21 protein-coding genes and 1 tRNA gene are annotated in these 19,922 nt (G+C 71.8%); 19 read left to right on the forward strand and 3 right to left on the reverse strand.

The genetic code is table 11. The features are described from left to right. On the reverse strand, positions 1 to 1,282 hold a 1,282-nt coding region (locus ABTW64_RS14910; RefSeq protein ID WP_350623694.1), incomplete at its 3' end, for a hypothetical protein. A gap of 15 nt (positions 1,283 to 1,297) precedes the next feature. Between ABTW64_RS14910 and ABTW64_RS14915 the strand changes: the two genes are divergently transcribed. From ABTW64_RS14915 to ABTW64_RS14995, 17 genes are all read left to right on the forward strand, one after another. Beyond that, a complete protein-coding gene (locus ABTW64_RS14915; protein WP_350623696.1) occupies positions 1,298 to 2,065 on the forward strand; it encodes a hypothetical protein in 768 nt (255 codons plus the stop codon). Beyond that, a complete protein-coding gene (locus ABTW64_RS14920) occupies positions 2,049 to 3,110 on the forward strand; it encodes an HAD-IIA family hydrolase (RefSeq protein WP_350623698.1) in 1,062 nt (353 codons plus the stop codon). The genes ABTW64_RS14915 and ABTW64_RS14920 overlap by 17 nt, the downstream gene beginning before the upstream one ends. Positions 3,111 to 3,142: 32 nt before the next feature. Continuing rightward, on the forward strand, positions 3,143 to 3,301 hold the full coding sequence (locus ABTW64_RS14925) for a hypothetical protein (RefSeq protein ID WP_350623701.1): 159 nt from the start codon (positions 3,143 to 3,145) through the stop codon (positions 3,299 to 3,301). Further along, positions 3,298 to 4,104 (forward strand): TlyA family RNA methyltransferase, encoded by an 807-nt coding sequence (locus tag ABTW64_RS14930; protein ID WP_350623703.1) that lies wholly within the window; start codon positions 3,298 to 3,300, stop codon positions 4,102 to 4,104. Before ABTW64_RS14925 ends, ABTW64_RS14930 begins: the two co-directional genes overlap by 4 nt. Positions 4,105 to 4,247: 143 nt before the next feature. After that, positions 4,248 to 5,213, forward strand: a complete 966-nt coding sequence (locus ABTW64_RS14935) for an NAD kinase (RefSeq protein ID WP_350623706.1) — start codon at positions 4,248 to 4,250, stop codon at positions 5,211 to 5,213. Between the two features lie 31 nt (positions 5,214 to 5,244). After that, positions 5,245 to 6,936, forward strand: coding sequence for a DNA repair protein RecN (gene recN / locus ABTW64_RS14940; protein WP_350623709.1), 1,692 nt, complete (start codon positions 5,245 to 5,247; stop codon positions 6,934 to 6,936). Positions 6,937 to 7,050: 114 nt separating this feature from the next. Further along, positions 7,051 to 8,736, forward strand: coding sequence for a CTP synthase (pyrG, locus tag ABTW64_RS14945; protein ID WP_350623748.1), 1,686 nt, complete (start codon positions 7,051 to 7,053; stop codon positions 8,734 to 8,736). A 1-nt stretch (position 8,737) separates the two neighbouring features. Continuing rightward, entirely contained in the window at positions 8,738 to 9,361 is a 624-nt protein-coding gene (locus tag ABTW64_RS14950) for an NUDIX domain-containing protein (protein WP_350623711.1), read from the forward strand. A 27-nt stretch (positions 9,362 to 9,388) separates the two neighbouring features. Then, positions 9,389 to 10,291 (forward strand): site-specific tyrosine recombinase XerD, encoded by a 903-nt coding sequence (xerD, locus tag ABTW64_RS14955; RefSeq protein ID WP_350623713.1) that lies wholly within the window; start codon positions 9,389 to 9,391, stop codon positions 10,289 to 10,291. Between the two features lie 67 nt (positions 10,292 to 10,358). Further along, complete coding sequence (locus ABTW64_RS14960; protein WP_350623716.1) at positions 10,359 to 11,258, forward strand: ParA family protein; 900 nt, start codon at positions 10,359 to 10,361, stop codon at positions 11,256 to 11,258. Continuing rightward, complete coding sequence (locus ABTW64_RS14965) at positions 11,242 to 12,084, forward strand: segregation and condensation protein A (protein WP_502892345.1); 843 nt, start codon at positions 11,242 to 11,244, stop codon at positions 12,082 to 12,084. The genes ABTW64_RS14960 and ABTW64_RS14965 overlap by 17 nt, the downstream gene beginning before the upstream one ends. Beyond that, positions 12,074 to 12,715: an SMC-Scp complex subunit ScpB gene (gene scpB, locus ABTW64_RS14970; RefSeq protein WP_350623719.1), complete on the forward strand. Its 642-nt coding sequence runs from the start codon at positions 12,074 to 12,076 to the stop codon at positions 12,713 to 12,715. The genes ABTW64_RS14965 and scpB overlap by 11 nt, the downstream gene beginning before the upstream one ends. A gap of 72 nt (positions 12,716 to 12,787) precedes the next feature. Next, complete coding sequence (locus ABTW64_RS14975; RefSeq protein ID WP_350623722.1) at positions 12,788 to 13,591, forward strand: pseudouridine synthase; 804 nt, start codon at positions 12,788 to 12,790, stop codon at positions 13,589 to 13,591. Further along, positions 13,588 to 14,724, forward strand: coding sequence for a prephenate dehydrogenase (locus ABTW64_RS14980; protein ID WP_350623725.1), 1,137 nt, complete (start codon positions 13,588 to 13,590; stop codon positions 14,722 to 14,724). Before ABTW64_RS14975 ends, ABTW64_RS14980 begins: the two co-directional genes overlap by 4 nt. Further along, entirely contained in the window at positions 14,717 to 15,463 is a 747-nt protein-coding gene (gene cmk, locus ABTW64_RS14985) for a (d)CMP kinase (RefSeq protein WP_502892346.1), read from the forward strand. Before ABTW64_RS14980 ends, cmk begins: the two co-directional genes overlap by 8 nt. Then, on the forward strand, positions 15,453 to 16,976 hold the full coding sequence (gene der, locus ABTW64_RS14990; RefSeq protein ID WP_350623728.1) for a ribosome biogenesis GTPase Der: 1,524 nt from the start codon (positions 15,453 to 15,455) through the stop codon (positions 16,974 to 16,976). Before cmk ends, der begins: the two co-directional genes overlap by 11 nt. A 26-nt stretch (positions 16,977 to 17,002) precedes the next feature. Further along, complete coding sequence (locus ABTW64_RS14995; RefSeq protein ID WP_350623731.1) at positions 17,003 to 17,902, forward strand: NUDIX domain-containing protein; 900 nt, start codon at positions 17,003 to 17,005, stop codon at positions 17,900 to 17,902. Between the two features lie 104 nt (positions 17,903 to 18,006). On the opposite strand, the gene ABTW64_RS15000 is transcribed toward ABTW64_RS14995, so the two are convergent. After that, positions 18,007 to 18,378 (reverse strand): RNA-binding S4 domain-containing protein, encoded by a 372-nt coding sequence (locus tag ABTW64_RS15000; protein ID WP_350623733.1) that lies wholly within the window; start codon positions 18,376 to 18,378, stop codon positions 18,007 to 18,009. 53 nt (positions 18,379 to 18,431) lie between these two features. Here ABTW64_RS15000 and ABTW64_RS15005 point away from each other — a divergent pair, with 53 nt between their 5' ends. Further along, the gene (locus ABTW64_RS15005) at positions 18,432 to 18,833 is read left to right on the forward strand and encodes a PPOX class F420-dependent oxidoreductase (protein WP_350623735.1); all 402 of its coding nucleotides are present in this window, start codon (positions 18,432 to 18,434) and stop codon (positions 18,831 to 18,833) included. A 17-nt stretch (positions 18,834 to 18,850) separates the two neighbouring features. Here the strand turns inward: ABTW64_RS15005 and ABTW64_RS15010 are convergent, their stop codons facing one another. Further along, positions 18,851 to 19,438 carry a GNAT family N-acetyltransferase gene (locus tag ABTW64_RS15010; RefSeq protein ID WP_350623737.1) on the reverse strand — a complete coding sequence of 196 codons (588 nt, stop codon included), beginning with the start codon at positions 19,436 to 19,438 and terminating at the stop codon, positions 18,851 to 18,853. A 210-nt stretch (positions 19,439 to 19,648) separates the two neighbouring features. Between ABTW64_RS15010 and ABTW64_RS15015 the strand changes: the two genes are divergently transcribed. Further along, positions 19,649 to 19,722 (forward strand) — tRNA-Pro (locus ABTW64_RS15015). The last annotated feature ends 200 nt before the right edge of the window (positions 19,723 to 19,922 follow it).

Below are 19,922 nucleotides of genomic sequence, written 5' to 3' on the forward strand. Positions count from 1 at the left end.
CTGTGGGAGAGTAGGACACCGCCGGACTTCCTTTGACAGAAGGGCCACCCAACGTTGGGTGGCCCTTCTGCGTTTTCCGGGCGGTTGCGGCTGCCCAGCGCCCGACGCGTCGGGGCACTATAGAGGAGTGGATATGGCTGCGCAGGACGGCGAGCGACCCGAACGGGGACGGCACGAGCGAGGCGAGGGTCGCGGTGCTCCTCGGGGTAGAGACGGTCGGGACGAGGGACGCGGCGGCGACCGAGGCTCGCGGTCTCGTGACGGCGAGCGGCCACGCCGTGACGACGTCCGTCCTCAGTCGTCCAGGGACGGCGAGCGTCGTCCGCAGCGCGACGGGGATCGTCCGCGTTACTCGCGTGATGGCGAGCGGCCGTCGTACTCGCGCGATGGTGAGCGTCGTCCGCAGCGGGACGGGGATCGTCCGCGTTACCCGCGTGATGGTGAGCGTCGTCCGCAGCGCGATGGCGAGCGGCCGTCGTACTCGCGCGATGGTGAGCGTCGTCCGCAGCGCGATGGCGAGCGGCCGTCGTACTCGCGCGATGGCGAGCGTCGTCCGCAGCGCGATGGCGAGCGGCCGTCGTACTCGCGCGATGGTGAGCGTCGTCCGCAGCGCGATGGCGAGCGTCCGCGTTACCCGCGTGATGGTGAGCGTCGTCCGCAGCGGGACGGGGATCGTCCGCGTTACCCGCGTGATGGTGAGCGTCGTCCGCAGCGGGACGGGGATCGTCCGCGTTACCCGCGTGACGGTGAGCGGCCGTCGTACTCGCGGGACGGGGAGCGTCGTACGCAGCGCGATGGCGAGCGGCCGTCGTACTCGCGTGATGGTGAGCGTCGTCCGCAGCGCGATGGCGAGCGGCCGTCGTACTCGCGTGATGGTGAGCGTCGTCCGCAGCGGGACGGGGATCGTCCGCGTTACTCGCGTGATGGTGAGCGTCCGTCGTACTCGCGGGACGGCGAGCGTCGTCCGCAGCGCGATGGCGAGCGGAACCGTTCGTTCGGTGACCGTGGACAGCGCGACGGCGGGCGTCCGGGCGGCGACCGTCGCTCGGATGAGCGTCGCGAACGCACGAACTCCCGGCCTCCGGAGTCGGCGCGCGTCAGGGACCCTGAGCTTCCCGAGGACATCACGCCGCGGGACCTGCCCGGCGCCGCGCGCAACGAGCTGAAGACGCTCAGCAAGGAGAACGCCGAGCGGGTAGCCCGCCACCTGGCGATGGCCGCGCGCACGCTCGATGAGGATCCCGCGCTCGCCCATGAGCACGCGCTCGCGGCTGTCCGCCACGCCGGTCGCGTCGCGGTGGCGCGCGAGACCCTCGCGATCACCGCGTACACGGTCGGCGATTTCGCGCTCGCGCTGAGGGAGCTGCGCACGCACCGCCGGATCACCGGCCGCGACGACCTGATCGCGCTGATCGTCGACAGCGAGCGTGGCCTGGGACGGCCCGAGCGCGCTCTGGAGGAGGGGCGAGCCGTCGACCGCGGATCGCTTCCCACGCCCGTGCGCGTGGAGCTCGCGATCGCCATGTCGGGCGCCCGACTGGATCTCGGCGACACCCAGCTCGCGCTCGCGGAGCTGGACATCCCCGAGCTCGACCCGGACCGTGCCTTCGAGTGGAGTCCGGGGCTGTTCGCCGCTCGCGCCACGGTGCTCGAGGACCTCGGTCTCGACGACGAGGCGGCGCAGTGGCGCCGCCGCGCCGAGATCGCCGCCGAGGCGCTGGGCCACGCGACCGATGAGAACGAGTTCGACGTGATCGAGATCGACGACGCCGACACGGAGGACCTTCCGACGACGGAGGAGGACCTTCCGACCCAGGACCTGTCGACCGCGCACCTGCCTGTCGTCGAGGAGCAGGTGCATGACGCGCCGACCGCGGACGAGAAGACCGAGGAGCTCACGGTCGAGGACGAGGTCGCCGAGATCCTGTCGGAGATCGACGCGGAGCCTGAGGCTCGCCCCGGGGACGCGGCCGACGCTCAGCCGGATGCGGCTGCCGAAGACGGTACCCCCGTCGATGCCCGTGGCGAGGACGGCGAGGACCGGCCCGATGGCGCTCTTTTCTAGGCGAGGCTCGGCGCGCGTCGGCTCCGGCGAGCGGACCCCGCTCGATGGAGTCGACGTCGTGCTCGCCGACCTCGACGGGGTCGTGTACGCCGGACCGGGCGCGTTGCCGCACGCCGTGGAGAGCCTGAACCAGGCGGCCGCAGAGGGGCGCCGTCTCGGGTACATCACCAACAACGCCGCGCGCACCGATGCGACGGTCGCCGCGCATCTCGTCGAGCTGGGGCTGCGCACCGTCCCTGCCGACGTCGTCACGAGCCCGCAGGCAGCGATGCGGCTGCTCGCGCAGAAGATCTCGCCGGGAGCGACCGTGCTCGTGGTCGGTGGCGAGGGACTCGTGGTCGAGGTCGAGAGGGCCGGATTCGTCGTGACCCGCAGCGCCGACGACGCGCCCGCCGCAGTGGTGCAGGGATTCGCGCCCGAGGTGTCGTGGACCCAGCTCGCCGAGGCGGCGTTCGCGCTCCAGCTCCCTGAGGACGAGGGCGGCATCCCGTGGATCGCCACCAACACTGACTGGACGATCCCGCAGGCACGCGGCGTGGCTCCGGGAAACGGGACGCTCGTATCGGCCGTGCACACCGCGGTCGGACGCCTCGCGACGGTCGCGGGCAAGCCCGAGGCGCCGATCTTCCATGAGGCCGTGGCGCGTTTCGGCGCGACCTCGCCGCTGTTCATCGGCGACCGGCTGGACACCGACATCCTGGGCGCCAACCGTGCCGGCGTGCCGTCGGCGCTCGTGCTGACCGGAATCGACCGGCCCAAGCACGTGCTCGCGGCGCCCGTTGACAGCCGGCCGACGTACATCCTGCGCGACCTGCGCGACCTGTTCGCGCCGTACCCCGCGGTCCGCGTGGACGGCGACGTCGTGCGCGTGCGGGATGCGGCCGTGCGGATCGTCGGGCCCGATGTGCAGATCGTGTCCGACGGCGAGCCGATCGACCTGCTGCGCGCGGCGTCCCGGGCGATCTGGGACACCGGGCGGCAGATCTTCGGCTTCCGCGTGCCCGAGCAGCTGTACGAAGACCCCTTCCGGCGGCCGCGGCGCTGAGCCGGGATGCCGGGGCCACGTACTCTGGAGCCGTGAGCGACACGGACGACACTTCCGCAGAGGCCGGTCTGGTCAGCAGGGTGCGGGTCATCGAGGGACAGCCGCTGGCCGATCGAGCCGCCGCCTACGCGAACCTGCACGACGAGCTCGCCCGGCGCCTGGACCAGGCCCCGCCCGAGCCCGGCGCATGACGCAGCGGCTGGATGCCGCGCTCGCGGAACGGGGGCTCGCGCGATCCCGCACCCACGCCGCAACCCTCATCGAGGAGGGGCGGGTGACCGTCGCGGGCAAGATCGCGACCAAGGCGTCGATCAAGGTGGACCAGGCCACCGACATCCGCGTGACCGAGGCGGACCACTACGTCAGCCGGGGAGCCCACAAGCTGATCGGAGCGCTCGACGGATTCGGCATCGATGTGGCCGGGCGGGTGGCGCTCGACATGGGGGCCTCGACCGGCGGGTTCACGCAGGTGCTGCGCGAGCGCGGCGCCGACCCGGTCATCGCCGTCGACGTGGGGCATGGTCAGCTGGCGCCGCCGGTGGCGCTCGATGCCGGCGTGCGTTCGGTCGAGGGCTTCAACGTGCGGTACATGACGGCCGAGAGCCTCGCCGCCGCCGCTGGCCTCGCCGTCGCGCCGTCGGTGATCACGGGCGATCTGTCGTTCATATCGCTCTCGCACGTGCTGCCCGCGGTCGCGCAGGTCGCCGCCCGCGATGCGGATGTGGTGCTGTTGGTCAAGCCGCAGTTCGAGGTCGGGCGCACACGGATCCGCGGGGGAGTGGTGACCGATGTCGGCCTCCGTGCGGATGCCGTGACCGAGGTGCTCTTCGCCGCCCACGACCTCGGGATGGGCACCCTCGGCGTGATGCCGTCGCCCATCCAGGGCACGCACGGCAACGTGGAGGCCCTCGTCCACATCGGCCCTCACCGCGGTACGCCGCCGACCGAATGGAGAGACGCGATCCGTGCCGCGGTCGCCGGTGGCGCGGCCTGAAAGGGATGCTCCGTCGCCGGCCCGCCTGTGGAATGGCCCGGGTTCGGGGATGAATCGGACAGAATGGAAGACCCACGATCGAGCGGTACGCGCGAGATGACCCGCGCCCCGATCACCGCGAACGCGAACACCGACGGAGGCCGATGAGCGAGCGCAGGATCCTTGTCGTCGCGCATGCCCACCGCGAGGACACCGTGGATGCCGCCGTGCGGGTGGCGGGCCTGCTGCGCGCCTCGGGCGCGGTGCCGGTGCTGGCCCACGACGACCGCGCGGAGCTCGCCGAGCTGGCGCCCGTGCTGGCCGACGTCGCGGTGCTCGGCCGGGACATCGCGCTCGCCGACATCGACCTCGCGATCGTGCTGGGCGGCGACGGGACCATCCTGCGCGCCGCCGAGCTGGTGCGCGAGGGCACCGCTCCCGTGCTCGGCATCAACATGGGGCATGTCGGGTTCCTCGCAGAGATCGATCGCGATGCGATGGATGCCGCCGTGCAGCGAGCCGTCGACGGCGACTACGCCGTCGAGGAGCGCCTCGCCCTCGACGTGCGGGTGAAGGATCGCACGGGACGCGTCGTGTACGAGACGTGGGCGCTGAACGAGGCCACGGTCGAGAAGGACAGTCGCGAGAAGATGATCGAGGTGGTCATCGAGATCGACAAGCGCCCGCTGTCGACCTTCGGGGCCGACGGCGTCGTCATCGCGACGCCGACGGGCTCGACCGCGTACAACTTCTCGGCCGGCGGGCCCGTGATCTGGCCCACCGTCCAGGCCATCGCGGTCGTGCCGCTGTCGGCGCACGCCCTGTTCGCCCGACCGCTCGTGGTGGGGCCGGAGCATGCCGTCGCGGTCGAGGTGCTGGAAGGCGGCGCGGGCGCATCCGCCGTGCTGTGGTGCGATGGCCGGCGCTCGCACCCGCTGCCTCCCGGCGCGCGCGTGTCGGTGCGGCGTTCGCCGCAGCCGGTGCGACTGGCGCGTCTGCACCCCGCGGCCTTCACCGACCGGCTCGTGCGCAAGTTCAAGCTGCCCGTCGAGGGATGGCGTGGGCCGGCAGACCCGATGGCGACCGGTGTCATCGACGCGATCCCCGCACTGTCGGAGGCTGCGGAGTGACGGTCGCCCAGCCGCGCGAAGGGGGAGACGCGTGATCGAGGAGATGCGCCTGCGTGACCTCGGCGTGATCAGCGAGGCCGCCCTGCCCATGGGGCCCGGCTTCACGGCGATCACCGGCGAGACCGGGGCCGGCAAGACCATGGTGGTGACCGGCCTGGGTCTGCTGCTCGGCCAGCGCGCGGACTCTGGCGCGGTGCGCGCCGGGGCATCGCAGGCCTCGGTCGAGGGCGTGTGGATCGTGTCCGAGGACGGACCGGTCGCGGACCGGGTGCGTGAGGCCGGGGGAGACCTCGAGCCGATCGGAGGAGGCCGCGCCGAGCTCTACCTCTCGCGCACGCTCGCCGCCGAGGGGCGCAGCCGGGCGAGCGTCGGCGGTCGCGCCGCGCCCGCCGGTGTGCTCGCGGAGCTCGCCGACGCGCTGGTGGTCGTGCACGGCCAGTCGGACCAGCTGCGACTCAAGTCGTCCGCGGCGCAGCGCGATGCGCTCGACCGCTTCGCGGGCGACCCGGTGCGCGACGCGCTCGCCGCCTACCGCGAGGCCTATGACTCCTGGCGCGCTCTCGATCGCGAGCTGTCGATGCTCGTGGCGGATCGCGAGGCGCGCGCAGCGGAGGCGGAGTCGCTGCGCGCGACACTCGCCGAGATCGAGCAGGCGGCGCCCGAGGCGGGAGAGGACGTCGCGCTGAACGAGCGCGCCGAGCGCCTGGCCAATGCGGAGGAGCTGCGCGCCGCAGCGGCTCTCGCACGTGAGGCGCTGTCGAGCGAGGAAGGCGGGGCGGACGTATCGGGGCTGCTCGCCGACGCGCGACGCGCGCTCGAGCGGGTGGCCGATCCGGCGCTCGGGGCGCTCGGCGAGCAGCTCGCAGATCTCGGCTACCGCGCGGCCGACATCGCCGTGGAGCTGTCGGGCTTCCTCGCCGACCTCGACGAGACAGGCCCCCAGGAGCTCGCGGCCGTCGAGGAGCGTCGCGCCATCCTGAACGGCCTGGTGCGGGCGCACGGATCTCTGGACGCCGCGATCGAGCTGCTCGCGACCGGATCGGCGCGGCTGGCCGAGCTGGATGACGACGGAGATCGCGTGGAGCGGCTGCGTGCCCAGCTGGGCGACGCGCGGGAAGCGCTCGACGCTCGGGCCGAGGCGCTGACGACGGCGCGCACGGCGGCGGCGGCCCGGCTCGCCGACGCCGTGACGGACGAGCTGCGCGCGCTGGCGATGCCGGACGCGCGGCTGGTCGTGGAGGTCTCGCCGGGCAGCGAGTCGGCGCACGGCCGCGATGAGGTGCAGCTGATGCTCGCGCCGCATCCCGGCGCGGATCCGCGCCCGGTGTCGAAGGGCGCCTCGGGCGGCGAGCTGAGCCGCGTGATGCTCGCTATCGAGGTCGTCATCGCGCAGACGGACCCCGTGCCGACCTTCGTGTTCGACGAGGTCGACGCCGGGATCGGCGGCGCGGCGGCGATCGAGGTCGGACGGCGCCTCGCCCGCCTGGCCGAGAGCTCGCAGGTCATCGCGGTGACGCACCTGGCACAGGTCGCCGCGTTCGCCGGCAACCACCTCTCCGTGGTCAAGGCGAACGACGGTTCGGTCACATCGTCGAGCGTGACCCGGCTGGAAGGCGCGGCGCGTGAGGCCGAGATGGCACGGCTGCTGTCGGGACTCAGCGACTCGGATGCCGCGCTCACGCATGCGCGCGAGCTGCTGCAGCTGGGAGAGGTCCGGGTCTGACGGCGCGCGTCCGAGTGCCGCTCGCGGGTCGCCCGAGCGGCGTGACACCATGATCCGGAACGTGCGCGCCGCTCGGCTCGCGCGAAGCTGCGACTGTTAGGATCGAAGCCCGTGATGCAGACTCCTGGCGCGGGACCCAAGAACGAGACCACCAAGCAGATCTTCGTGACGGGCGGTGTCGTCTCCTCGCTCGGCAAGGGGCTGACCGCGGCGAGCCTCGGCAATCTGCTGACGGCTCGCGGACTGCACGTCGTGATGCAGAAGCTCGACCCGTATCTGAACGTGGACCCGGGCACGATGAACCCGTTCCAGCACGGCGAGGTGTTCGTCACCGACGACGGTGCCGAGACGGATCTCGACATCGGCCACTACGAGCGCTTCCTCGGCGTGAACCTCAGCCAGGCGGCCAACGTGACGACCGGCCAGATCTACTCGCAGGTGATCGCCAAGGAGCGCCGCGGCGAGTACCTGGGCGACACCGTGCAGGTCATCCCGCACATCACCGACGAGATCAAGCGTCGCATGCGCCTGCAGGCCGAGGCCGACCCGCGGCCCGACGTGATCATCACGGAGGTGGGCGGCACTGTCGGCGACATCGAGTCGCAGCCGTTCCTCGAGGCCGCGCGCCAGCTGCGTCATGAGCTCGGCCGCGACAACGTGTTCTTTGTGCACGTCTCGCTCGTGCCGTTCATGGGCGCCTCGGGCGAGCAGAAGACCAAGCCGACGCAGCACTCGGTCGCCGCCCTCCGCCAGGTGGGCATCCAGCCCGACGCGCTCGTGCTGCGCAGCGACCGGCCCGTGAGCGAGTCGAACCGCAACAAGATCGCGCTCATGTGCGACGTCGACATCGAGGGCGTCGTCAACACCGTCGACCTGCCGAGCATCTACGACATCCCCTCGACGCTCAACGAGCAGGGCCTCGACTCGTACATCGTGCGCCGACTGGGTCTGACCGCGGGCGACGTGGACTGGACCCGCTGGAACACGGTGCTGCAGGCGGTGCACAACCCCAAGCTCGAGGTGACGGTCGGCCTGGTCGGCAAGTACATCGACCTGCCCGACGCCTACCTCTCGGTGACCGAGGCGCTGAAGGCCGGCGGCTTCGCTCATGATGTGAAGGTCAACATCCGCTGGATCCCCTCGGACACCTGCGAGACCCCGGAGGGGGCCGCGAAGCAGCTCGCCGATGTCGACGCCATCTGCGTGCCGGGCGGCTTCGGCATCCGCGGCATCGAAGGCAAGCTCGGCGCGCTGCGCTTCGCGCGCGAGCAGGGCATCCCGGCGCTCGGTCTGTGCCTGGGCCTGCAGTGCATGGTGATCGAGTACGCCCGCAATGTGGCCGGCATCGAGGGCGCGTCGTCGAGCGAGTTCGACCCCGAGACCCCGGCGCCCGTCATCGCGACGATGGCGGAGCAGGTGGACATCCTGGCGGGCGGCGACCTGGGCGGCACCATGCGCCTGGGCCTGTACCCGGCCAAGCTCGCCGAGGGATCGATCATCGCGGAGGTGTACGGCTCGACCGACGTCGAGGAGCGACACCGCCACCGTTACGAGGTGAACAACGCCTACCGCGAGCAGATCGCGGCGGCCGGCCTGAGCTTCTCGGGCATCAACCCCGACCTGAACCTCGTGGAGTTCATCGAGCTGCCGCGCGACGTGCACCCCTACTACGTCGCCACGCAGGCTCACCCCGAGCTGCGCTCTCGCCCGACCGACCCGCACCCGCTGTTCCGGGGGCTCATCGGCGCCGCGGTGGAACGTCACCGCGCCAGCGAGCTCTTCGAGGTCGAGAACGCCTGACGTGGGCGCCCACGTCGAGCCGGCCGCGGGCCGGGAGCTGACCCACGAGGACCTGCGCGACGAGCCGTTCGAGGTCGAGGTGCGCCAGTCGCGCCGCGCCTTCGACGGCCGCGTATGGGACGTGCGGGAGGACCGCTTCGCCTACAACGACCACGAGCTCGTGCGCCACTACGTGGAGCACACCGGAGCGGTGGCCGTCGTCGCGATCGACGACCGCGAGCGCGTGCTGCTGATCCAGCAGTACCGTCATCCGATCCGCGCGCGCGACTGGGAGATCCCGGCCGGACTTCTCGACATCGCGGGGGAGGACCCGCTGGCCACCGCCCGCCGCGAGCTGGCCGAGGAGGTCGACCTCGTGGCCGAGCACTGGGAGAAGCTCGCGAGCATGGCGCCCACGCCGGGCGGCAGCGACGAGATCATCCACATCTACCTGGCCACCGGCCTGTCGGATGCGACCGAGACGTTCGCCCGCGATGGCGAGGAGGCGGACATCCGCACGGCCTGGGTTCCGCTCGACGAGGCGGTGACGGCCGTGCTGAGCGGCCGGGTCTCGAACGGCGCCATGATGCTGGGCGTGATGCTCGCCGCGGAGAAGCTGCGGCGTCGGACGGATGCGCCGGCCTGAGCGCTGCGCTGCGGTCGTGAGGCAGCCGTGAAGCTCGATCGGGCGGTGGACGCGTATCTGCGCCACATCGCGATCGAGCGCGGGCTGTCGGATCACACGGTGGCGGCGTACCGCCGCGACCTCGGCGGCTATCTCGCGTGGCTGGACGACCGTGGGGTGGCCGACAGCGGCGAGGTCACCCCCGCGATCGTCGCCGAGTTCGCGGTCGAGCGGGCGGCGGCCGAGCCGCCTCCCGCGGCGTCGTCGCTCGCGCGGCTGCAGTCGTCGGTGCGCGGACTGCACCGCTTTCTCGCCCGCGAGGGCATCGCCGACACCGACCCGTCCCAGCGGCTGCGTCCGCCCCAGCAGGCGCGTCGGCTGCCGAAGGCGCTGACGGTCGATCAGGTCGAGCGCCTTCTGGCCGCCCCCTCGGCCGACGACCCCATCGGCATCCGCGACCGGGCGCTCCTGGAACTGCTCTACGCGACGGGCGCGCGCGTCTCGGAGGCCGTGCAGCTGGACGTCGACGACCTCGCGACGGGGGAGATCCTGCGCCTTCGGGGCAAGGGCTCGAAGGAGCGGATCGTCCCCGTCGGCTCGTACGCGCGCGCGGCGCTCGACGCCTACCTCACGCGCGTGCGACCCGACCTCGCCACGCGCGGCAAGACGACGCCGAAGCTGTTCCTCGGGGCGCGGGGGGCTCCGCTGTCGCGCCAGAGCGCCTGGCTCATCATCCAGGCCGCGGCCGAGAAGGCGCAGATCACGTCGCACGTCTCGCCGCACACGCTGCGGCACTCGTTCGCGACCCACCTGCTGCAGGGAGGTGCCGACGTGCGCGTCGTGCAGGAGCTGCTCGGCCACTCGTCGGTCGCGACGACGCAGATCTACACGCACGTCACGATCGACACGCTGCGCGACGTGTATGTGACGTCGCACCCCCGGGCGCGATGAGACGCATGAGGGATCGCCGGGGCGGCTCCCAGGGCGTGGCGGCGCGCATCGCTAGAATCGAGCAAGCATGTCGAAGGCGGGAGAATCGGTGACGGACAAGAAGGCCCGGGCGAAGAAGCAGGATGAGGTCATCCTGGGTGAGACCGGGCGTCCGTATCACGGCTTCCCGACCCCGAAGAAGCTCGACGGGCATGGGCCGGCGCGCATCATCGCGCTGTGCAACCAGAAGGGCGGGGTCGGCAAGACGACCACGACGATCAGCCTGGCCGCGGCGCTCGCGTCGTACGGCCGCAAGGTGCTCGCGGTCGACTTCGATCCGCAGGGCGCGCTGACCGTGGGACTCGGCGTGCAGGCGCACGACGTGACGACGATCTACGACCTGCTGCTGGACACCAAGCGCGATCCGCACGAGGCGATCGTTCGCACGGCGACCGAGAACCTCGACCTCATCCCGGCCAACATCGACCTGTCGGCCGCCGAGGTGCACCTGGTGAACGAGGTCGCGCGCGAGCAGATCCTGTCGCTCGTGCTGCGGAAGGTCTCGTCGGAGTACGACGTGATCCTGGTCGACTGCCAGCCGTCTCTCGGCCTGCTGACGATCAACGCGCTCACGGCGGCGCACGGCGTGCTGATCCCGATGGAGTGCGAGTTCTTCGCGCTGCGCGGCGTGGCCCTGCTGATCGAGACCATCGGCAAGGTGCGCGACCGCCTCAACCCGTCGATCGAGCTCGACGGCCTGCTGGCGACCATGTACGACCCGCGCACGCTGCACTCGCGGGAGGTGCTCGAGCGGATCGTCGACGCGTTCGGCGACGACGTGCTCGAGACGGTCATCGGCCGCACCGTGAAGTTCCCCGACGCCTCGGTCTCGGGCATGCCGATCACCGAGTTCGCGCCCCAGCATCCGGCCGCACAGGCCTACCTGCGACTGGCGCGGGAGCTCGTCGCCCGTGGCGCTGTCGCCTGACGAAGCCGCCGCGCGCCCGGCATCGGACGCCGCCGCGGAGGAGGCCAAGGGCTTCCGCGTCTCGCTGGCGAACTTCGATGGGCCGTTCGATCTGCTGCTGAACCTGATCTCGCAGCACGAGCTGGACATCACCGAGGTCGCGCTGTCCCGGGTCACCGACGAGTTCATCGCGTATCTGCGCGACCTCGGGCCGGACGAGGAGCTGGATCAGGCGTCCGAGTTCCTCGTGGTGGCCGCGACCCTGCTCGACATGAAGGTGGCCGGGCTGCTGCCACAGGGTGAGCTGGTCGACGCGGAATCGGTCGCGCTGCTGGAGGCGCGCGACCTGCTCTTCGCGCGTCTGCTGCAGTACCGCGCGTTCAAGGAGGTCTCCGCCTGGTTCGCCGAGCGCCTGCAGGGCGAGGACCGTCGCCACACGCGCAGCGTGCCGCTGGACCCGAAGCACCGATCGCACACGCCTGAGCTGGTATGGACGCTGAGCCCCGACGACTTCGCGGCGGTCGCGATGCTGGCCTTCGCGCCGCGGGAGATCCCGCGCGTGGGACTCGACCACCTGCACGCGCCGCTCGTGAGCATCCGCGAGCAGGCCGCGGTCGTGGTGACGCTGCTGCGCGGCGCCGAGCGGCTGACGTTCCGCGAGCTGGTCGCCGGCGTCGATCAGGCGGGCATCGTGGTGGCCCGGTTCATCTCGGTGCTCGAGCTGTACCGGCACGCGGCGATCAGCTTCGAGCAGCTCGAGCCGCTCGGCGAGCTGACGCTGACCTGGACCGCCGAGCACTGGTCCGACGAGACGCTTGCGACCCTGGGGGCCGACTATGACAGATGACGTGCAGACCGAGGGCGTGCAGGGTGAGCCCGCGCTGGAGCCCGTGGAGCAGGCCGCCGAGGAGCCGGCGGAGTTCCCCGGCGGCGTGGCGCAGCGGCTGGAGGCCATCCTGATGGTCGCCGACGAGCCGCTCAGCGTGGTGTCTCTCGCGACGGCGGTCGGCGCGCCCGTCGCGGCGGTGCGCAGGACCCTCGCGGCGCTCGTCGAGGACTACGACGGGCGGCAGGGGACACCCGAGCGCGGTTTCGAGCTGCGTGAGGTGGGCGGCGGCTGGCGCTTCTACGTGCGCGCCGAGTACGACGACATGGTGGCGGGATATGTGGGCGGACAGGCGCCCGCCCGCCTGTCGCAGGCGGCGCTCGAGACGCTTGCCGTGATCGCCTACAAGCAGCCGGTGACCCGCTCGCAGGTGGCGTCCATCCGGGCCGTGAACGTCGACTCCGTGGTGCGCACGCTCCTGGCACGGGGCCTCATCACGGAGGTGGCGGCGCATCCGGAGACCGGCGCCATCCTGTATGGCACGACCGACATGCTGCTGCAGCAGCTCGGCATCAACTCGCTCGACGAGCTGCCGCCGATCTCGCCGCTGCTCGACGACGGATCCGACGGGTTCGACGACATCGTCGGCTGAGGCGCCTGACACGATAGGGGGATGCCCCGTCTCCGGCCGGAGACGGGACATCATTCGGGCTGAAAGTGGGACATGGAGACGAACTCTGAGGGCATCCGGCTGCAGAAGGTGCTCGCGAACGCGGGCGTCGCGTCGCGGCGCGTGTCGGAGCAGCTGATCGTCGAGGGACGCGTGCGCGTCAACGGCAAGGTCGTGACCGAGCTGGGTTCGCGCATCGACCCGGACAACGACCTGGTCGACGTCGACGGCACGGCTGTGCAGCTCGACGCCGGCAAGCGCTACGTGATGCTCAACAAGCCCACGGGCGTGATCAGCTCGATGAAGGACGACCGCGGCCGCACAGACCTGCGCGCCTTCACCCGAGACTGGGAGGAGCGCCTGTTCAACGTGGGGCGCCTCGACTACGACACGTCTGGCCTGCTGGTGCTGACCAACGACGGCGAGCTGGCGCAGGTGCTCGCGCATCCGTCGTTCGGCGTCACGAAGGTGTACATCGCGAAGGTCGAGGGCCGCGTCACGGCGCAGACCATCGCCACGCTGACGCGCGGCATCGAGCTCGACGACGGACCGATCCAGGCGGACAAGGCGCGCCTGCTCGATGTCTCGGCCGACTCGAGCCTGGTGGAGCTGACCCTGCACTCGGGCCGCAACCGCATCGTGCGCCGGATGATGGCTGCGGTCGGGCATCCCGTGCTCGAGCTCGTGCGGCGGCAGTTCGGACCGCTGCACCTGGGAACCCTCCCAGTCGGACGCGCCCGAGAGTTGACTAAAGTGGAGCGCGGCGCGCTGCTGACTCTCTCGCGCCAGGGATCGGCGCCTGCTCAGGATGATCCCGCAGGGGACGCCCCGTCGGGAGAGAAGCCGGAGGACTCGTGAGCGACATCGTCGTGCCTGCACGCGACCCACTGGTGCCCGGGCGCCAGGCGCGCGTGACCGGGACCGTGCGCGTCGTCGGCGCCGGCCTGCTCGGCGCGAGCATCGGTCACGCGCTGCGCGCACAAGGGGTCGACGTCATCCTGACCGACACGTCGCCCACGCAGCTGCGGCTCGCGATCGACTACGGCGCGGGCCGGGCCGAGGCGCCCGGCGACGCGCCTCGGCTGATCGTGGTCGCTGTGCCGCCCGATGTCACCGCGGACGTCGTGCAGGCCGAGCTGGAGCGCTTTCCCGGAGCGGTCGTCACGGATGTGGCATCGGTCAAGCTCGGGCCGCTCGAGCAGCTGCGGGCGCGCGGCGTGGACCTCACGCACTACATCGGCTCGCATCCGATGGCCGGACGCGAGCGCGGCGGCGCGATCTCGGCGCGCGCCGACATCTTCACCGGGCGGCCGTGGGTCGTGTGCCGCGACGGCGAGACGCCCGCGCCCGACCTCGCGCTGGTGGAAGACCTCGCGCTCGACCTCGGCGCGACGCCCATCGAGATGACGCCCGAGGCGCACGATCGATCGGTGGCCCTGGTCTCGCACGTTCCGCAGGTGGTGGCGAGCCTGCTCGCGGGACGCTTCGCCGATGCGCCCGACGAGTCGCTGCGCCTCGCCGGGCAGGGCGTGCGCGACACCACGCGCATCGCGCACTCCGCCCCCGAGCTGTGGGTGCAGATCCTGGGCGCCAACGCGGCACCCGTGGTCGACGTGCTCGATGCGCTCGCCGCAGACCTGTCGTCGCTGGCCGACGCTCTGCGCGACCCGGACGTCGCCGGAGCGCGGCGCACGCTGGCCGACACCATCCGCCGCGGCAACGAGGGCGTCGAGCGCCTGCCCGGCAAGCACGGACAGAACCGCCGCTTCGAGCCGCTCGTGGTGATGGTCGACGACACCCCCGGCCAGCTCGGGCGGCTGTTCGGCGATCTGGGCGAGCTCGGCATCAACATCGAGGACCTGCGCCTGGAGCACTCCCCGGGTGCGCAGTTCGGCCTCGCCGAGATCAGCGTGGTGCCGGGGGCGCTGCGCGGGGCCGTCGAGGGCCTCGAGCGGCGCGGCTGGCGGATCGCGAGCACGACACATGACTGAGAGCGCAATGACAGACAGCCCCGAGACCCCCCTCCCCACGACCGGCACCGAGGAGTCGCCGGTGATCGCGATCGACGGACCCGCCGGATCGGGCAAGTCGAGCGTCTCGAAGGAGATCGCCCGCCGCCGCGGCTTCGGCTACCTCGACACCGGCGCCGGCTATCGCGCCCTGTCGTGGCACGTGCTGAACGGCGGCGGGGACACCGCAGACCGCGACACCGTGCTGACGGCGCTGGACTCGTTCGACCTGCGGCTCGGCCTGCAGCCGGATGACCGCACCGTGACCGTCGGCGGAGTCGACGTGACCGCCGACATCCGCACTCCCGAGGTGACCGCCGCGATCGCCGGGTTCTCGCGCGTGCAGGATGTGCGCGACCACCTCAACGCGATGTTCCGCCGCCTCGCCGCCGAGTCGGGGCTGCCCGGCGTCGTGATCGAGGGACGCGACATCACGTCGGTCGTCGCTCCGAACGCGCCCGTGCGCATCCTGATGACCGCATCGCCCGAGGTGCGCGCCGCGCGCCGCGGTCTCGAGCTGGGCTCGGACACCGCGACGGTCGCCGCCGCGATCACCGCGCGCGACGAGTCGGACAGCCACGTGCTCGACCTGGCGCATGCGGACCCCGGGGTCGACGTGGTGGACTCGACCGAACTGGACTTCGAACAGACGATCGACGCGGTTCTCGCGGTGATCGACAGCAGGATCAACCGGAAGCATGGAGGCCGCGATGGCCGTTGACGACGAGTACGAAGGCAAGCCCGACCGGCTCGCCGAGCGCCTGGCCGAGGTGGACGAGGAGCTCGCCGAGCGCCGTGCCGCCACGCTGCGCCAGGGCCTCGAGGACTATGACCTCGACGAGGAGGACGCCGAGCTGCTCGCCGGCGTGCAGCGCGGCGAGGACGGCATCGAGTACCTCCCGGCCCTGCCGGTGGTCGCGATCGTCGGACGTCCGAACGTCGGCAAGTCGGCGCTCGTGAACCGCATCCTCGGGCGCCGCGAGGCGGTCGTGGAGGACACCCCCGGGGTCACCCGCGACCGGGTGACGTACAAGGCCGAGTGGCTCGATCGCCGATTCTCGCTCGTCGACACCGGCGGGTGGGAGCCCGACGCCAAGGGCATCGACCGCTCGGTGGCGGCGCAGAGCGAGGTCGCGATCGACCTCGCCGACGTCATCCTGTTCGTGGTCGACGCCATGGTCGGCGCCACCTCGACCGACGAGCACGTGGTCAAGCTGCTGCGCAAGAGCGACAAGCCGGTGTTCCTCGTCGCCAACAAGATCGACGACGCGCGCCACGAGCCCGAGGCGTACGCGCTCTGGAACCTGGGCCTCGGCGAGCCGCACCCCGTCTCGGCCATTCACGGCCGTGGCGTGGCCGACCTGCTCGACGAGATCATGAAGGTGCTGCCCGAGGTCTCGGCCGTCGCGAAGCACGAGATCGGCGGACCGCGCCGGGTGGCCATCCTGGGCCGTCCGAACGTCGGCAAGTCGTCGCTGCTCAACAAGGCCGCGGGCGAGGAGCGCGTGGTCGTGAACGACCTCGCCGGCACCACGCGCGACCCGGTCGACGAGATCGTCGAGCTCGGCGGCAAGCTGTGGACGCTCGTCGACACGGCAGGCATCCGGCGTCGCGTGCACCTGCAGCAGGGCGCCGACTTCTACGCGTCGCTGCGCACGTCGGCCGCGCTCGAGAAGGCCGAGGTGGCCGTTGTCGTGCTGGACGTGAGTCAGCCGATCAGCGAGCAGGACGTGCGCATCATCGACCTCGTGCTCGAGTCGGGCCGCGCGCTGGTGCTCGCGTTCAACAAGTGGGACGAGCTGCTCGAGGACGACCGCCGCGGAGGTGACCGCCGCCGCATGCTGGAGCGGGAGATCGAGACCGACCTCGCGCACGTCGCCTGGGCGCCGCGCGTCAACATCTCGGCCAAGACCGGTCGTCACCTCGACAAGCTCGTGCCCGCACTCGAGACGGCGCTGGCGTCGTGGGATCAGCGCATCCCCACCGGCAAGTTCAACGCGTTCCTCTCGGAGCTCGTGGCGGAGCACCCGCACCCGCTGCGCGGCGGCAAGCAGCCCCGCATCCTGTTCGGCACGCAGGCGGGCACCCGCCCGCCGACGTTCGTGCTGTTCACCACCGGCTTCCTCGACCCGGGCTACCGCCGCTTCGTGCAGCGCCGCCTGCGCGAGCTGTACGGCTTCGAGGGCACGCCGATCGTCATCAACATGCGAGTGCGCGAGCGCCGCCAGCGCTGACGCGCGGGCTGTGTCAGGCTGGGCGGGTGACGATCGAACAGCCCGCCCCGGGGGAGCCGCCGCGCTTCTCCGGCCCGCGCGATCCGGGTGACGCCTGGGTGGTGACCGAGTCCGGGCAGAGGTACTGGGGGCGCTTCGGCGCGGCCGGGCTCATGGCGTTCGACCCGGAGCGCGGGGTGCTGCTGCAGCACCGTGTGGGCTGGAGCCACTTCGGCGGCACGTGGGCGCTGCCCGGTGGAGCGCTGCACCAGGGGGAGCCGGCGATCGACGGTGCGCTGCGCGAGGCGGAGGAGGAGGCGGGCGTGCCGACGGAATCGGTGAGGCCGCGCTTCGTCTCGGTGCTGGACCTGGATGTGTGGTCCTACACGACCGTGGTGGCCGACGTGGTCGAGCATTTCGCGGCCGCCGTGACCGACCCCGAGAGTTTCGCCGTGGAGTGGGCGCCGGTCGATCTGGTGGCCGATCGTCCCCTGCACCCCGGGTTCGCGGCGGCGTGGGAGTCGCTGCGTGGGCTGCTGCACGTGCGCCCCGTGATCGTGGTGGATGCCGCGAACGTCGTGGGCTCGGTGCCCGACGGGTGGTGGAAGGACCGGGCCGGGGCGGCCGAGCGTCTGCTGACCCGGGTGGCCGCGCTCGCCGGCCTCGGGGTGCCCGCGTCGGCGCTCCACCTCGGCGCCACGCACTGGTTCCCCGAGTACGTCGTGGTGGTCGAGGGGCAGGCGCGGGATGTGGCCGACGTCGACGGCGTGCGCACGGTGCGCGCGCCGGGCGAGGGCGACGACACGATCGCCGCCGAGGCCGCCGCCCTTGCCGACGAAGGCTACGCCGTCACGGTGGTCACGAGCGACCGCGCGCTGCGGGCTCGGGCGGAGGACGCCGGTGCGACGGTGCGCGGCGCCGGGTGGCTGACGGCCCTGCTGGGGTGAGGGGCCTTCGCGACGACACGTGCTGTCAGCGAGGACACGCGGTCTGACGGCTCAGAGGGCGTGTGCTCGTTGAGCACACGTGTTCTCGGGGCGGGCGGGCGGCGTCAGTCGCGGCCGCGGAGGCGGTCGATGTCGCGGCGCTCGCGCTTGGTGGGGCGGCCCGCGCCCCGGTCGCGCACCGCGACGACGCCCGCGAACTCCCGTGGCGGCGGGGGAGGCGTGCGGTCTTCGAACGCCGTGGCGGCGACGGATGCGCCGACCCGCTTGGAGATGGTCTGGCGGACGACGATCATCCGGTCGAAGCCATTGATACGCACGCGCAGCTCGTCCCCGGGCCGGATGGCCTGCGCCGCTTTGGCGGGCGAGCCGTTGACCCGCACGTGGCCCGCCCGGCAGGCCGTGGTCGCGGCCGAGCGGGTCTTGTAGACGCGGATCGCCCACAGCCAGGCGTCGACGCGCACGGAACCCTCGGACATCCGTCCATCGTAGGCATCCGCGCCGCGGGTGCGCAGTGGGGAAGACTGGGCGCATGAGCAGCGTCGACGAGATCATCCCGGCCGCGTACCGCCACCTGCTGGAGCAGCCCCTCTACGGGCACCTCGCCACGATCCGCCCCGACGACACCGCGCAGGTGACGCCGATGTGGTTCGAGTTCGACGGCGAGCACGTGCGCTTCACGCACACCACGAAGCGTCAGAAGTACCGCAACCTGCGCCACAACCCGTCGATGGCGCTGTCGGTGATCGACCCCGAGAACGTGTTCCGCTACCTCGAGGTCGCCGGCAGGCTGGTCGAGGTCGTGCCGGACCCGGATGGCGCGTTCTACGTGCGCCTGCAGAACCGCTACGGCAACCCGAGCATGACGCCGCCGCCGGACGCCGCCGACCGCGTCATCCTCGTCATGTCGATCGAGCGGGCCACGAAGCAGTAGGTCAGGCGTCGGTGAGGTCAGGCGTCGGTGAGCGGCAGCGCGACCACCACGCGAGTCGGTGTGGGACGCGCCACCTCGCGGAACCCGGCGTCGAGGAACGTCGACAGCGCCCCCACGAACAGCGCGTTGGACGAGGGCTTGGTCGCGTCGGTGGCGATCGGGTATCCCTCGACCACCCGGGCTCCGCGCTCGCGCGCGTACGTGATCGCGGCGTCGAGCAGCACGGCGTTGAGGCCCTGGCGACGGTGCTCCCGACGCACGGAGAAGCACGTGACGGCCCAGACGGCGTCGTCGTCGAGGGGCTCGGACGACCCGCTCCTGGCGACCCGGCTGCGCAGCACGCGCTGCAGCGCCGTGCGTGGGCCGATCCGGATCCAGCCGGCGGCGTCGCCATCGACATACGCCACGAGGCCGGGCGGCGGGCCATCCTGGATCTCCGCGTGCAGGATGTCGCGCCGCTCGTCGAACGAGGTGCCGTTCCAGTCCTTGCTGCTCAGCACGGGCCACACGCACTGGCACGAGCGGCCGTCGCCGCCGCCGCTCAGGGCGGCCTGCACGTCGTCCCACTCGGCGATCGTGGCCGGCCGGGTCGTGATCTCAACCATGCCGCTCAGCGTAGGGGCGACCTCCGACACGCGCGACCGCCGCGATCCGGCCCCCCGGTTCGCGGCACCCTCTTTGACCGGGTAGACTAGGGGAGTTGTCCGCGCGTGAGCGCGGGCATCGGGCTGTGGCGCAGCTTGGTAGCGCACTTGACTGGGGGTTAAGGGGTTTACCCCGCTCTGGTCGGCCTGAACAACTGAAAATCCATGCCACGGGCTGTGGCGCAGCTTGGTAGCGCACCTGACTGGGGGTCAGGGGGTCGCAGGTTCAAATCCTGTCAGCCCGACGTAAAAGCCCAGGTGAGAGTAGGTTTCTCGCCTGGGCTTCATCATGTCCGGGGGTCGTTCTCTGTGGTCCCCCTCTGGTCCCCCGGCGCTCTCGCCGGTGGTCGCCTGTGGACGAACTGATCGCCCAGAACCCGCGTCCTGTGGATAAGGGGACCAAAAGGGGACCAGAACGCTTCCGGGAGCACTCCCGCGGGCGTCG

Source organism: Microbacterium sp. NPDC096154 (assembly GCF_040302945.1).
GTDB lineage: Bacteria > Actinomycetota > Actinomycetes > Actinomycetales > Microbacteriaceae > Microbacterium.